This is a genomic window from Nonomuraea sp. NPDC052265 (genome assembly GCF_044547985.1).
Lineage (GTDB): Bacteria > Actinomycetota > Actinomycetes > Streptosporangiales > Streptosporangiaceae > Nonomuraea.
In genome coordinates this window covers 196,710-209,670 of sequence record NZ_JBIUBJ010000004.1, presented here as the reverse complement: position 1 = coordinate 209,670, position 12,961 = coordinate 196,710, and the positions used below count along the sequence as shown (strand labels likewise).

Here is a 12,961-nt window from a genome sequence, read left to right as displayed (position 1 = left end):
ATATGACCAGGAACGGGCCCGGATGTGGCTTGAGCGCCGGACCGTCCCGCCACGACGGACCGCTCCCGGGGCCTCGCGCCGCACCCCGCGCGGGATCCGGGGCCGGTTCGGCGCAGGAGGTGAATCCCCATCCGATCCGACATCATGGCGGACGTGATCGTCGACCCCGGCCTGCCGCCGGCCGACGCGCGCCTGCTCAGGGACAACCGGCGGCTGCTCCTCAGGACGCGCAGGGGGTGGGTCCCGGACCGTTCAGGCCCGGGCGTGGCCACCGGGCCGTACTGGCGGCTCGGCGCGGTCTGCGGGGCGACCGTCTGCCTCGGCCTGCTCCTGGGCGCCGGCGGGCTCGGCCGCTCCCTGGGGCCGCTGTTACTTCTGCTCCTCGCCGTCCCGCTGATGATCGTGACGTTCGTCCGCACCGAGACGCCGGAGGGCGAGGAGGCCGAGCACGAGCGGCGGGTCCACGCCCAGGCGGTCCGGCACGAGGGCCGGTACGTGCTCGTCGACGACCTCGACGAGCCCTCGCGCAAGCTGCTGCGCCGGGCCCAGCGGGCGGTCGCCTCGGTGTCGCAGTCGCGGGTCAACGCCGAAGGGCTGCTGGACGACGTGCGCAACGCGGTCATGCTGCCCGCCCAGGAGTGGGAGATCGCCCGCCTGCTGGCCAAGCTGTCCGGGCTGCGTGCCCGGCACCGGCAGACCCTGTCCGGGGAGAGCACGCCCGAGGTGGAGGCCGTGGCCGAGCCTCTCACCAGGGCGCTGGACGGCAGCGAGCGGGCCGTCCTGGGCCGGGTGGAGGCGCTGGAGCGGTACGCCGCCAACGTGGCCGAGGCCGAACGCGCCTACCGGGCCCGGCAGCAGATCGCCGAGCTGCGCGCGCGGCTGCACGAGTACGAGGAACTCGTCGCCGAGACCGGCGCCGACGACGGTGCGACGGACGAGCTGGCCCGGCTGAGCGAGGACGCCGACCGCCTGGACCAGGCGCTGAGGCGGAGCGTCAGCTCCGCCCACGAGGCCTTCCGCTACCTGGAGCCGGGCCCCCCGGACCCCTGAACCCCGAAGCCCTGCCCACTGAAGCCGGGGCCGCCCGCGTCGTGACCCCCGAAGCCCTGACCGCCGTGGGCGGCCTCCAGGAGCAGGTCGCACAGGGCGTCGGCGGCGTCGAGGCGCCCCAGCCTGCCCGCCGCCTGTCCCATCGCCGCGCGCAGCCCCGGATCGGCCAGCATCGGCATCAGCTCGGCCAGCAGGTCCTCCGCCGTCGGACGCGGCTCCAGCAGCGCCCGCGCGGCCCCCGCCGAGACCAGGTAGCCGGCGTTCTTGCGCTGCTCGTCGCCGCCGGTCGGGATCAGCGGGATCAGCAGCGACGGCTTGCCGATCGCGGTCAGCTCCGACACCGTGCCCGCGCCGCTGCGCGAGATCACCACGTCGGCCGCGGCGAACAGGTCGGGCAGCTCGGCCCCCACGTACGGCACCGGATGGTAACGGTCGGCCAGGCCGGGCGGCACCTCGACCGCCCGCATCTGGTCGATCCAGGCCGGCCCGCACTGGTGGACGACCTGCGCGTGCGGCAGCAGCCGCGGCAGGATCTCGGCGATCAGCGTGTTGATCTGCTTGCTGCCCTGCGCCCCGCCGGTCACGTAGATCAGCGGCACCTCGAACGTCAGCCCGAACAGGTCGTAGGCCGCCGCCCGGTTGCCCTGCAGCAGCTCCGGCCGCACCGGGTTGCCCGTGACCACGGCCTTGGCCCGCGCCGAGGGGGGCAGGTGTTCCAGCGAGGACTCGTGCGACAGCGCGATCCGCGTCGCCAGCCTGGCCAGGATGCGGTTGGCCAGGCCCACCACGGTGGTCTGCTCGTGCATGACCAGCGGACGGCGGATCAGCTTGGCGGCCACGCCGATCGGCACCGCCACGTACCCGCCGGTGGACAGCACCACGTCGGGCAGGTAGCGGGCGGCGTGCCCCACCGCCTGGAACACCCCGACGGGGATGCGGAACACGTCGGCGATGTTGGTGCCCAGTTCCTTGATGTTCGGCCGGCGGCGCAGCTTGCCCGTGGTGATCGCCTTGAACGGGATGCCGTGCTCGGCCGTGATCCGGGCCTCCAGGCCGTTCTCGGTGCCCACCCACAGCACGTCGTGCGGCACCTGACGTCGCTGGACGGCCGACAGGGTCGTCAGGGCCGGATAGGTGTGACCGCCGGTGCCGCCGCCGGTGATCAACAGTCGCAGGGTTCGTGACATGCGATCAGACTATGGCCGCGCAGCGGAAGCCCGTGTGCCCGGTCGAGCTGTCGGGCGTGTTCGACGTGCGCGCGGCCACCCGGTAGCGGTTGCAGTAGGAATCGTGGCACATGTACGACCCGCCGCGGATCACCTTGGCCGTCCCGTCCGCGGGACCGGCCGGGTTGTCGGCGTACGGCTCCCACGCCGTGCCCCACCAGTCGGCCGTCCACTCCCAGACGTTGCCCGAGACGTTGTAGAGCCCGTAGCCGTTGGGCTGGAACGACTTGACCGGCATCGTGCCCTTGCTCGGCGCGGTCGGGAAGTGGCCCTGCCAGATGTTGCACCGCTGCCGTCCCTTGGGGGTCAGCTCGTCGCCCCAGGGGTAGCGGGCGCGTTCGAGCCCGCCGCGGGCGGCCATCTCCCACTCGGCCTCGGTGGGCAGGCGCTTGCCCGCCCAGGCGGCGTAGGCGTTGGCGTCGTTCCACGACACGTGCACGACCGGGTGGTTCTGCCGGTCGCCGACCGTCGATCCGGGGCCCTCGGGGGAGCGCCACGTCGCGCCCTGCACGCCCGCCCACCAGGGGGCCTGCGGCACGCTCGCGTCCATCACCCCGGCCGTGGCGAACTGCGCGAACACGAACGACCAGCCGATGCGCTCGGCCTCGGTGACGTACCCGGTCTCCTTGACGAAGGTGGCGAACTGGGCGTTCGTCACACAGGCCGGGTCGATCATGAACGGGTCGAGGCGTACCTCGCGCACCGGGCCCTCGCCGTCCTCCGGGCGGCCGTCGGGGTCGTCCCCGCCCATGAGGAAGGCGCCGCCGGGGATCCGCACCATGCCGCGCGGCGCCGTCCGCCGCGTGATCACCTCGACCTGGTGCGGCAGGGCGGCGGCCCCTCTGCTCGGACCACAGCACGCGCTCACGGACCCCCCAAACGTGTCATGTCACCATGGGAAGGGTAGTCCCCTGCACATGCGTACGATTACGCGGCCGTCCCGGGTCGGGGCCGCGTGGCCGGCCGGCTCCGCGCCGCTCGGCCGGGTTAGAGCCGGCTTCGCCCGAAAAGCCGCAGACCGGTAGCGTTTTCCCATGCGACTAGGCGTGCTGGACATCGGCTCGAACACCGTCCATTTACTCGTCGTCGACGCCCATCGGGGCGCGCGGCCCATGCCCGCCTACTCCCACAAGGAGGAGCTGCGCCTCACGCAGTACCTGGGGACGGACAACAGGCTCGCGCCCGAAGGCATCGAGCGGCTCGGCGCGTTCGTGGCGGAGGCCGTGCGCCTGGCCGAGGACAAGGGGGTGGAGGACCTGCTGGCCTTCGCCACCTCGGCCGTGCGCGACTCGGCCAACGGCGAGCAGGTGCTGGCCGAGATAGACAAGCGCTGCGGCGTGCACATCGCGGTGCTGTCCGGGCGTGACGAGGCCCGGCTGACGTTCCTCGCGGTGCGCCGGTGGTTCGGCTGGTCGTCCGGGCGGCTGCTGGCCTTCGACATCGGCGGCGGCTCGCTGGAGATCGCCGCGGGGGTGGACGAGGAGCCCGACGTCGCCGTGTCGCTGCCGCTGGGCGCCGGGCGCCTGACGCGCGACTGGTTCCTCGGCGACCCGCCGTCGGCCGAGGAGGTGCGCAGGCTGCGCAGGCACGTCCGTACGGAGATCGCCCGCACGGTCGGCGACGTCGCCAGGTACGGCGAGCCCGACCGCGCCGTGGCCACCTCCAAGACCTTCAAGCAGCTCGCCAGGATCTCCGGGGCGGCGCCCACCAGCGAGGGCCCGTACGTCTCACGCGCGCTCTCACGCGCGGACATGGCCGGCTGGGCGGCCCGGCTGACCGGCATGACGTCCGCCGAGCGGGCCGCGTTGTCCGGGGTGTCCGAGGGCCGGGCGGCGCAGCTGGCCGCCGGGGCGCTGGTGGCCGACGCGGCCATGGACCTGTTCGAGGTGGACCGGCTGGAGGTGTGCCCGTGGGCGCTGCGCGAGGGCGTGATACTGCGCCGGCTCGACGTCCTGCCGGGACGGCTGGACCAGTCCACCGGAATTGCGGAGTAAGGCCGATATATCCCAAAGAATTGGCATAGTTCGCTGGTGAGCGGGCACTTTTTGCCCAATGTTGACAGTCCTCGGTACGATCGGCTCCCTGGTGATCGTCTTCGTCCTCATCGTCCTGGCCGTCCTGGTCATCGCGGTGGTCGCGATGCTGGCGCTGGCGGCGCTGGCCGGAACGATGGTGGACTGGCACACGTTGTGGCGGCGGCTGACCGGCCGCGGGGCACGGTTGCCGCTGAAGTTCAGCGCCCCCGAGATGCCCGCGCGGCTTCGGGCGAGGCTGAGCGGCGGCACGCCCCTGGTGAGCCGCCGTATCCGGCTCGCCCCCGTGGCCGGCGGCGACCGGCGTCCCGACGTGAGCCGTCCCGGCCGCGGTGCCCGCGTTCGCGGGGCCTCCGGCCTCACCTCACGATGACCGCCGTTCCCGGCGACGCGCAGTGACGAAGGGGGCGGGGCCGCCGCCGAGAGCGGCGGCCCCGGCCCCTTCGTCGTGCGGGTCACCTGGCGATGAGATGCTGCCCCGCCGCCCCGGGGGCGAAGCGCAGCCTCTTCTCCAGGCAGACCATCGCTCCGTTCTCGCGGACGTTGGTGAACCGGATGTCGTCGGCGAGCGCGCGCATGATCTGCAGCCCTCTGCCGTGCTCGGCCCCGGGGCCGGGTTCGAGCACCTTGTGCGGGTCGAAACCGCCCCCGGTGTCGACGACCTTGATGACGCACATGTCGTCGCGCACGCAGGCGCTGACGGTGTAGTCGTCACTGGGAGCCGCGTGCTTGACCACGTTGGCGCACGCCTCGGTCAGCATCAGCTCGATGTCGTCGCGTACCTGGGCCTCGACGCCGAGCGACCGCAGCGTGCCGTCCAGCATCTTCCTGATCAGCGGGACGCTCGCCGCATCCCTGGGCAGTCGGAGCGCTATCGTCGCCTCCACTGCGTCTCCTCCCGTCTGGATGCGTGCGAGCCTTCTGCCCCGGATCCCGGGCGCCAATCGTCCTTCCCGGTGTCAGCAGCCCGCGAGGGCGGCTACTGCTCCAGCAGCCGCAGCGCCACCTCCATGCACGCCTTGTCGATCTCCTCGTCGGTCAGCCCCTCGCCGGCCAGGGTCAGCCACTTGCCCGCGTGCAGCGCGAACAGCGCCAGCGACCGGCTGATGCGCTCGGTGGGCGTGGCGCCGGCGTCGTTCATCTCGGCGGTGAGCTCCATCATCGTGTCGCGCATCTTGGCGAGCTTGGGATGGTTGCGCATCGCCGTCTGGTTGCTCTCCATGAAGCGGGCGACGGCCAGGTAGCGGGGCTGGCGGAGGCGTTCGGCGTAGCGCGCCAGCAGCTCATGGCGGGTCTCGGGGGTCTTGGGCATGCTCCTGGCCCAGTCGAGCAGCTCCTGCAGCTCGGCCACCCGGAGGTCGACCAGGCTGCCGATGATGTCCTCCTTGGTCTTGAAGTGGTAGTACAGCGCGGCCTTGGTCACGCCCAGCTCTTCCGCGATCTCGCGCAGCGAGGTCGCCTCGTAACCCTGCTCCGTGAAGAGCCTCAGCGCGATCTCCTGGATCCGCGCCCGCGTGTCTTCCCGCACTTCGCACCTGTTTCGACTTGACGGTCGGCAAGTAAGTATCTAGCTTATTCTAGACTTGCCGGTCGGCAAGTAAGCAAGATCGCAAAAATGGCTGTGCAGTGGCGGAGGCAGTCGGACGGCGCTGCGAGGTCATGGTCGTCCTGCCGGTCCTTATGCCGGCCATGGTCCTGGCCATGCCGCGCATCGTGGGGGAGTCAGGCGGCCTGACCCATCTGTCGTGGGTGGTGACCGCCTACGTCCTGGGCACGACCGTCTCGACCCCGATCTGGGGCAAGATCGGCGACCTGTACGGCCGCAAGACCATCTTCATCATCTCGGTCGTCATCTTCATGATCGGCTCCGCGCTGTGCGGCATGGCCGGTTCCTTCATCAAGGAGATCCCGCTGCGCGGGGGCGCTCCCGCGCAGGCGGCCCAGCAGGAGGCGGTCAGTCCGGCGGCAGGGTGAACAGCCGGTCGATCGCCGTCAGCAGGAACAGGCTGCGCAGATAGGGCGTCAGCGCCACCACCCGTACGGTGGCGCCGGCGTCCGCGGCCCGCAACTGGAGGCGGACGAGCCCGGCCAGGCCGGAGGAGTCGACGAAGGTCAGCCGGGACAGGTCGACGTCGATCGTGGTGGGGCCCGCGGGGATGGGGAGGTCGGCCAGCCGGCCGACGGACTCGTAATCGAGGTCGCCGCTGAGCGCGAGCGTGACGGTCGTCGCGTCGGAGGTGGCGACCTCGATGTGCAGCGGCTTTCTGTCGACCACCCGCCCAGCTTAGCCACCGTGCGGAAAATAGGAGGCGCGGGGGTGGGCGTAGTGTGCACAATCCTCCCCATGCACACCTTCAGCCGCCCCCGGGTGGACGACGCCGCGGCCATCCACGAGCTGGTCGCGGCCTACGACACCGAGGTCATCGGGTCGCCCGACATGACGCTCGACGACGTCGCCGACGAGCTGGTCGAGCCGGGCTTCGACCTCGACAGGGACGGCTGGCTGGCCCGCGACGAGACCGGCCGCCTGACCGGGTGGGCCTGGGCGTGCCGGGTGGGCGACAGCGACCTGGTCAACATCGAGGTCATCACCCGCTCCGGCCTGGCGGGCCTGCGTGAGGAGTTGTGGCGTACGGTCACCGCCCGCGCCCGCGAGCTGGCCGGCGAGCGCGGCCACGACGGCGTCACCATCGACATCGGCATCTACCGCGACGACCAGGACAAGCAGTCCTACGCCAAGGAGCAGGGCTTCGAGCCCGGCACCAGCTTCCACCGCATGCGCGCCGACCACGCCGACCACGTCGACCGCGCCGCCCCGGTCGAGCCGCCCGCCCCGCCGCCCGGCCTCACCCTGCACACGGGCGAGGACGAGGAGACGCGCCGCGCCGCGCACCAGGTGCACCAGCTCGGCTTCGCCGAGCACTTCGGCTTCGTCCCGGTCGACTACGACCACTGGTACGAGCGCCGCCAGGCCCAGAGCGTCACCGACTGGAGCCAGCTCACCCTGGCCAGGATCGACGGTGAGCCCGCCGGCGTGCTGATCGGCAGCAACCAGTTCGTCTCCGACGAGAACTGCGGCTACGTCGCCACGCTCGCCGTGCACCCGGGCTTCCGCGGCCGGGGCCTGGGCCGCTTCCTGCTCCGTCGCGCCTTCGCCGCCGACGCCGCCAGAGGCCGCAAGGGCACGATCCTGCACGTGGACAGCAACAACACCACCCCAGCGCTGGGCCTGTACGAGTCGGCGGGCATGCGCCGGGTGCTGGCCATCGACGTCTGGCGGCGCCGCCTCTGACCCGTCCCGCCGCGGGGCTAGACCCGGTGGCGGGCCAGGTGCTCCAGCACCGACTGGTTGGCCTCCCAGCCGTCGGGGAACTTCACCGGCACCCCGAGCTGCACCGGCTCGGCCGACGGGTGGGCGTCCAGCAGCTCGGCGATGCCCGCCCGCGCCACCATCACGCAGGCGTGCCGGTGACGCGAGGCCAGCACGCACAGCCGCCCCGACTCCAGGTGGAAGGCCGTGGCGTCGCGGCGGCCCGACAGCGGGTGCAGCACGAACGTCACGTCGTACTCGCGGCCCTGGAGGCGGTTGGCGGTGTCCACGGTGATCTCCGGCGGCAGCCCGGCGTTCCTGATGGCCGCGACCTGGTCGCGGTGGGCCGCGCCGACCGCGATCCGGTCGGCGGTCACCGGCCGCTCGCCCTGCTCGGACGTGGCCACGGCCCCGCGCTGGAGCAGCCGCGCCGCCAGCAGCGCCACGGCCTGCACGGCCTCGCCGTCGGTGCGCACGGTGTGCCGGTTGGGCAGCTCCAGCAGCGCCCAGCCCGACCGGGCGGCCTCCTCCAGCGCGCGGTCGTGCACGGTGCCCATGCCGCCGGCGGTCAGCTCCAGCCGCCGGTCGCCCTCCGAGGTGCCCGACCGGAACCCGGTGAACGGGTAGAACGCCTTCGACACCACCGGCGCGGCCGAGGCCGGCAACCGCCAGGACACCGGCAGCCGGTGGACCGGCAGGTCCGGGTTGTGCCGCAGCAGCACCGCCACCGCGCTCTGCAGCGGATCCCACGACAGCCCCGACCAGCGGTCGCCGTCGACGATCGAGAAGGGGTCGAGCTGCCCCGGGTCGCCCACGAACAGCGCCCGTTCGAACAGCCCGGCGATGCGCAGCAGCTTGTCCGAGCGCATCTGGTACGCCTCGTCCACGATCGCCCACGGCCACACCCGGCCGGAGATCCACGCCCACTTGTCGGCCGTGGCGATGACGATGTCGGGGTCGCCGAGGTCCTGGATCCTGGTGCCGATCGTGACGCCGGGCAGCTCCAGCATGCGCGGGTGGGGCACGTACCCGCCGGCCGACAGCCGCCCGACCTTCAGGTGCGGGTGCTTGTCGGAGATGCGGGCCACCAGGTCGTCGACCTGCTCGTTGGTCTGGGCGACGATCATCAGCGGCTCGCCGGTGGCGGCGATGTGCGCGGCGGCGCGTACGACCAGGGTGGACTTACCCGCGCCCGGCGGGGAGTCGACCACGACGCCGCGGTTCCTGGGCAGGTCGGCCAGGACGTTCGCGATCACCTGCTCCGGGCTCTCGCTCACGACCATTCCTCCTGGGCGTCCTCGTCGTCGGGGAAGTACTCCTTCGGCGGCCCGCCGTGCGTCCACGGCGTGGCCTCGGCCTCGGGCAGCGCCGGCGAGCCCTGGAAGTCGTCGGTCAGCGAGGTGTAGCAGACCCGCTCGCCGACCTCCGGCACGGCGCCGGGGACGGGCGTCTTCCCCCGGCCCATGCCCTTGGTGATCTTCAGGGTGACCAGGCCGTCGCGGGCCTCCACCAGCTCGGCGCCCTGGCCGCGGCGCTCCGGGGTGCCGAGCGAGGCGCCGGGCGGCAGGCGCACCGGGTCGTCGGTCTTGAGCACCACCAGGGGACGCAGCTTGCGCGAGCGGCCCTCGCCCTCGACGTTGTCGGGGACGGTCTCGACCACCTCGCCGGCGAACGCCTCGCCGGTCAGCCGGTACTCGGCCATCACCAGCGGGTCGTCGTAGGCGCGCTGCACGTCGTAGGCGGCCTGGGCACGTTCCATGCGGGCCAGCTTGGCCGCGGCGGCCACCGCGCCGTCGCGCCTGGCCTGCGGCGGCGCGCCCTCGGCGATGTGGGCGGCCATGGCGCTGAAGGAGCCGCGGTCCTGCTCCCAGCGCTGGGTCACGCTCGCGCCCGGCTCCAGCCCGGCCAGCAGGTCGATCGCCTGCCACATCAGCCGCCAGGTGGGTTCGAGCTGGGTGCGCAGCGCCTCGGCGACCCGTTCGGGCGACTCGCTCTCGATGGCCGGCGCGAGCACCTCGGCGTCGAAGCCGGGATCGGTCGCGGGCCCGGCGGGCGGCCAGATCAGCGGGTCCTCGGCGTCGTCGCAGGGCCCCTGGGTGATCCAGGACAGCAGCGCGGCCAGGTTGGCGTCCTCCAGCGCGCTCTGCCCGCTGGCCCAGTGGCGGCCCAGCTCCTCGGTCGCGGCGAGCGTCAGCGACGAGCCAGGGAAGGCGGCCCGCTCACCGAAGTACGTCAGCCACCGCCCCAGCAGCGGCACCTCCGCCGGCACCGGGTAGGGCCCGTCGGGCCTGCGGAAGCGCGTGGAGCGGCCGAGCAGCCTGGCGAAGGCGACGCCCGCCCGGTTCGGCACGACGAGCTGCGGCGCGTCGAGAGCCCGCTCGTAGGGGTCGGCGTTCTTGCGCTCCACCGTCTCGGTGTCGCAGGCGAACCCCTCGACGTACGGCAGCAGCACCCCGGCCAGCTCGGCGGCCCAGGCGAAGCGCAGGTCGCGGTTGCGCGGCTGGGTGACGACGAGCAGGCGCGGCCGGTCGCGGTCGGTGCCGAGCATGGCGGCCAGCGGCGCGGCGGCCTCGCCCGACAGCTTGAGCGGGACGAACACCATCGGCCGCGCGCCCACGTGGCAGTGGCGGACCGTGGCGACGGGCTGGGCGATGCCCTCCCGCAGGGCGCGCAACCGGGCGAGCGAGGTGAGCAGGCTCAACTGAGGCACTCCCTGCGCAGGCGTTCGGCGTTGCGGAGCAAACCGGCGATCTCCTCCTGGCCGTCGGCCGGGTCGCGCAGGCCGTCGGCCAGGCCCAGCGCCTCGGCCACGGAGGCGACCCCGCCCAGCTCGTCGCGCACCTGGCGGCCGAGCAGGTCGGAGGCGCCCTCCTGGCGGGCCTCGTCGCGGCAGAAGAAGCACAGGTCGCACGTGGACAGGCAGTCGGGCGCGTAGCGGGCGGTGGCCCGGTGCAGCGCGTCGGCCAGCTCGGCGACCGGGCGGGTGGGCCGGCCGTCCTCGCCGGGCCGCAGGTCGAAGGTGAGGTCGTCGGGCAGCGCCGCGAGCAGCCGGTCGAGGCCGGTCATCCGGGTGAGCTGGCGGCGCAGCACGGCGAGCTGCCTGCGCACGTCGACCAGGGTCGCCACGGGCCGGTTGGCGAAGTTCTCCGGGCACACCAGCACCACGTCGTGGGAGACGGTGCGCGGGTCGTGCCCCAGCTCCTCCAGCATCGTGCGCAGCGCCAGCACGTAGACCGCGGCCTGGCGGGCGGCGGCGGCCACCGCGGCCGGCTCGGCCTGCCCGTCGACCACCGCGAACGACTTGATCTCCACCACGTGGAAGCGGCCGCCGAGCTGGAAGGCCACCACGTCGGGTTCGAGGAAGGCGGTGTGGCCGGCGATCTCCAGGCTGAGCAGCGGGTGGTCGAACAGCGTGCCGGCGTCCTGGTCGCCGCGGGCCGCCCGGTCGAACAGGGCGCGGGTGTGGGTGTGGCGCAGGTGGGCGCCGACGTTCTCCACGTCGTGGTAGGCCACCTCGGCGACCGGCAGGCCGAGCACCTCGCGCAGCAGGCGCAGCAGCTCGGCGCAGCCGTCGGCCTTGACCAGCGCCTCGAACGCGTTCCCGCGGGTGATCGCGAACGGCGACTGGCCGAACGGCGCGGGGAAGCCCAGGTGGCGGGCGGCGGCGTCCTTGTCGACGCCCGCGCCGTCCATGAGGGCCCGGCGGGTGCAGCCGGGGTTGGCGGCCAGGGCCGCGATCGCTCTGGCGTCGTGCGGCTTGGGCGGCGTCGTGCCGCGCAGCGCGTCGAGCCGGTGGGCCGGGCCGTCCTCGCGTCTCAAGCCGCTCACGTCGCTGTCTCCTCCTTGATCGTGCCCAGCGTAGCGGCGCCGAACAGCCTGGCCACGTCACCGAGCTGGGATGTGGCGCGTCGTGCCAGCTCGGCACGGTCGCGCGTGTCGCGTTCCGCGTGCACGGCCAGCTCGGCCCCGGCCGCCTCGGCGATCCGCCGGGGGTCGGGCGGGCCGAGGTCGGCGGTCGTGGCGCCGGGGACGTTCCTGGCCATGCGCGCCAGTAAGCGCGCGGCCCGCTCGTCCTCGCAGGCGTGCGAGGCCACGGCGATGGCGCAGGTCAGGAAGTCGACGCGGGGGCTGAGCGGGCCGACGACGCGCCGCTCCAGCGGCCAGGTGCTGAGCGTCAGCAGGCCGCGGGCGGGGGAGAGGCGGTCGGTCAGCGCCGCGCACAGGTAGTACGGCCGGCCGTGCGGCGTGGAGCGGAACGAGCGCTCCTCGTCGCGGCGCAGGCTGGTGAGCTGGGCGCTGCGGATGGTGCCGGCGAAGAACGCGCCGCTGACCGCCACCACCAGGCGCGGCTGCGCGGCGGCCCCGAGCAGCGCGAGCGCCTGGTGCACCTGCTCGCGCACCGTGACCAGCCGGGGCCCTTCCGCCGTGGCGCGCGGCTGCTCGCCGCTCACTAGGGCGTCCCAGGCGCGCTCGGCGGCGCGCAGCTCGGCGCGCAGGACGCGGGCCGTGGCGCCGTCCTTGACGCGCATGGCCTTGCGCACGCCGGCCCGGAGCCCGTCGATCCGCCGCTCCAGCTCGTCCAGCCGGTCACTCATGGCGCGAGGGTATCAACAGTTCCAGTATTTCCCAGTATTTGCACTGAAATCTACGTTGTAAAGGGCCGGGCCAGGAACCACATGCGGTCCTCGGTGAGGAACCGCTCCAGCCGCAACCCCTCGGCGGCGAGGTCGGCGGCCAGGTCGTCGTCCGTCAACCGCCGCGAGGTGAACGACTGCGTCCAGACCCGGTCGCCGTGCTCGTAGCGCATGGTCGCCGCGAACACGCCGGGGGAGATCTCCTCGACCTCCGCCAGGGTGATCGTGACGTCGCCGTCGATCCTGCCGGACCCGGGCCGCCAGGAGTCGTGCCGCTCGGCCGTCATCCACTGGACGAGCACCGCCCCGCCCGGCTTGACGTGCCGCGCGCACGCGGCCAGGAAGGCGCGCCTGACCTCCCCGTCGACGACGTTGACGAGCTGGGAGGCCAGCGTGACGGTGTCGAAGCGGCGGTCGAGCCGCAGCTCCTGGAGCCGCGCGTGCACGGTCTCGGCCCCGTGCACGTGCGCGAGCATCTCGGTGGACTCGTCCACGGCCACGACCTGTAATCCGGCCTCGACGAGGGCGTGGGTGACCCGACCGACGCCGGCCCCGAGTTCCAGGACGGACCCGCCGGGCGGGGTCTCCTGGATCACGAGGTCGGCGTCCCGGCCGGGCTGGAGGAGGGTGTAGAAGTCGACAGGGGATCCGTCGGGGGTGATGGCGCCTGGGCCTGTACCGCTGTTTCTCATGACGAAAAACCTAACC

The 12,961-nt window shown here is 73.2% G+C and carries 15 protein-coding genes; 5 read left to right on the top strand and 10 right to left on the bottom strand.

Annotated features, from left to right (window positions below):
- Nucleotides 1–153 precede the first annotated feature (153 nt).
- Nucleotides 154–1,050 carry a hypothetical protein gene (locus tag ACIHAD_RS14565; RefSeq protein ID WP_397354892.1) on the top strand — a complete coding sequence of 299 codons (897 nt, stop codon included), beginning with the start codon at nucleotides 154–156 and terminating at the stop codon, nucleotides 1,048–1,050.
- On the opposite strand, the gene ACIHAD_RS14560 is transcribed toward ACIHAD_RS14565, so the two are convergent.
- Both ACIHAD_RS14560 and ACIHAD_RS14555 read right to left on the bottom strand, forming a co-directional pair.
- Nucleotides 1,020–2,237, bottom strand: coding sequence for a UDP-N-acetylglucosamine--N-acetylmuramyl-(pentapeptide) pyrophosphoryl-undecaprenol N-acetylglucosamine transferase (locus ACIHAD_RS14560; protein ID WP_397354889.1), 1,218 nt, complete (start codon nucleotides 2,235–2,237; stop codon nucleotides 1,020–1,022). The genes ACIHAD_RS14565 and ACIHAD_RS14560 overlap by 31 nt on opposite strands.
- Nucleotides 2,238–2,241: 4 nt before the next feature.
- Complete coding sequence (locus tag ACIHAD_RS14555) at nucleotides 2,242–3,057, bottom strand: formylglycine-generating enzyme family protein (protein WP_397355373.1); 816 nt, start codon at nucleotides 3,055–3,057, stop codon at nucleotides 2,242–2,244.
- A 253-nt stretch (nucleotides 3,058–3,310) separates the two neighbouring features.
- On the opposite strand from ACIHAD_RS14555, the gene ACIHAD_RS14550 reads away from it, so the two are divergent.
- Entirely contained in the window at nucleotides 3,311–4,270 is a 960-nt protein-coding gene (locus ACIHAD_RS14550) for a Ppx/GppA family phosphatase (protein WP_397354888.1), read from the top strand.
- A 58-nt stretch (nucleotides 4,271–4,328) separates the two neighbouring features.
- Entirely contained in the window at nucleotides 4,329–4,682 is a 354-nt protein-coding gene (locus ACIHAD_RS14545) for a hypothetical protein (RefSeq protein WP_397354887.1), read from the top strand.
- An 82-nt stretch (nucleotides 4,683–4,764) separates the two neighbouring features.
- Here ACIHAD_RS14545 and ACIHAD_RS14540 read toward each other — a convergent pair whose 3' ends face one another.
- Nucleotides 4,765–5,196, bottom strand: a complete 432-nt coding sequence (locus ACIHAD_RS14540) for an ATP-binding protein (protein WP_397354886.1) — start codon at nucleotides 5,194–5,196, stop codon at nucleotides 4,765–4,767.
- 92 nt (nucleotides 5,197–5,288) lie between these two features.
- Nucleotides 5,289–5,837: a TetR/AcrR family transcriptional regulator gene (locus tag ACIHAD_RS14535; RefSeq protein ID WP_397354885.1), complete on the bottom strand. Its 549-nt coding sequence runs from the start codon at nucleotides 5,835–5,837 to the stop codon at nucleotides 5,289–5,291.
- A gap of 98 nt (nucleotides 5,838–5,935) precedes the next feature.
- Between ACIHAD_RS14535 and ACIHAD_RS14530 the strand changes: the two genes are divergently transcribed.
- On the top strand, nucleotides 5,936–6,283 hold the full coding sequence (locus ACIHAD_RS14530) for an MFS transporter (RefSeq protein ID WP_397354884.1): 348 nt from the start codon (nucleotides 5,936–5,938) through the stop codon (nucleotides 6,281–6,283).
- Here ACIHAD_RS14530 and ACIHAD_RS14525 read toward each other — a convergent pair.
- Nucleotides 6,264–6,584: an STAS domain-containing protein gene (locus ACIHAD_RS14525; RefSeq protein ID WP_397354883.1), complete on the bottom strand. Its 321-nt coding sequence runs from the start codon at nucleotides 6,582–6,584 to the stop codon at nucleotides 6,264–6,266. The two genes, ACIHAD_RS14530 and ACIHAD_RS14525, sit on opposite strands and share 20 nt — an antisense overlap.
- Before the next feature lie 69 nt (nucleotides 6,585–6,653).
- On the opposite strand from ACIHAD_RS14525, the gene ACIHAD_RS14520 reads away from it, so the two are divergent.
- The gene (locus ACIHAD_RS14520; protein WP_397354882.1) at nucleotides 6,654–7,601 is read left to right on the top strand and encodes a GNAT family N-acetyltransferase; all 948 of its coding nucleotides are present in this window, start codon (nucleotides 6,654–6,656) and stop codon (nucleotides 7,599–7,601) included.
- 17 nt (nucleotides 7,602–7,618) lie between these two features.
- On the opposite strand, the gene ACIHAD_RS14515 is transcribed toward ACIHAD_RS14520, so the two are convergent.
- The 5 genes from ACIHAD_RS14515 to ACIHAD_RS14495 are packed head-to-tail and all read right to left on the bottom strand — an operon-like array spanning nucleotide 7,619 to nucleotide 12,945.
- Nucleotides 7,619–8,902 carry an AAA family ATPase gene (locus ACIHAD_RS14515; protein WP_397354881.1) on the bottom strand — a complete coding sequence of 428 codons (1,284 nt, stop codon included), beginning with the start codon at nucleotides 8,900–8,902 and terminating at the stop codon, nucleotides 7,619–7,621.
- Entirely contained in the window at nucleotides 8,893–10,329 is a 1,437-nt protein-coding gene (locus ACIHAD_RS14510) for a hypothetical protein (protein WP_397354880.1), read from the bottom strand. The genes ACIHAD_RS14515 and ACIHAD_RS14510 overlap by 10 nt, the downstream gene beginning before the upstream one ends.
- A complete protein-coding gene (locus ACIHAD_RS14505) occupies nucleotides 10,317–11,447 on the bottom strand; it encodes a hypothetical protein (RefSeq protein WP_397354879.1) in 1,131 nt (376 codons plus the stop codon). Before ACIHAD_RS14505 ends, ACIHAD_RS14510 begins: the two co-directional genes overlap by 13 nt.
- Entirely contained in the window at nucleotides 11,444–12,214 is a 771-nt protein-coding gene (locus ACIHAD_RS14500; RefSeq protein WP_397354878.1) for a hypothetical protein, read from the bottom strand. Before ACIHAD_RS14500 ends, ACIHAD_RS14505 begins: the two co-directional genes overlap by 4 nt.
- A 50-nt stretch (nucleotides 12,215–12,264) precedes the next feature.
- Nucleotides 12,265–12,945, bottom strand: coding sequence for a class I SAM-dependent methyltransferase (locus tag ACIHAD_RS14495; protein WP_397354877.1), 681 nt, complete (start codon nucleotides 12,943–12,945; stop codon nucleotides 12,265–12,267).
- Nucleotides 12,946–12,961: the final 16 nt, after the last annotated feature.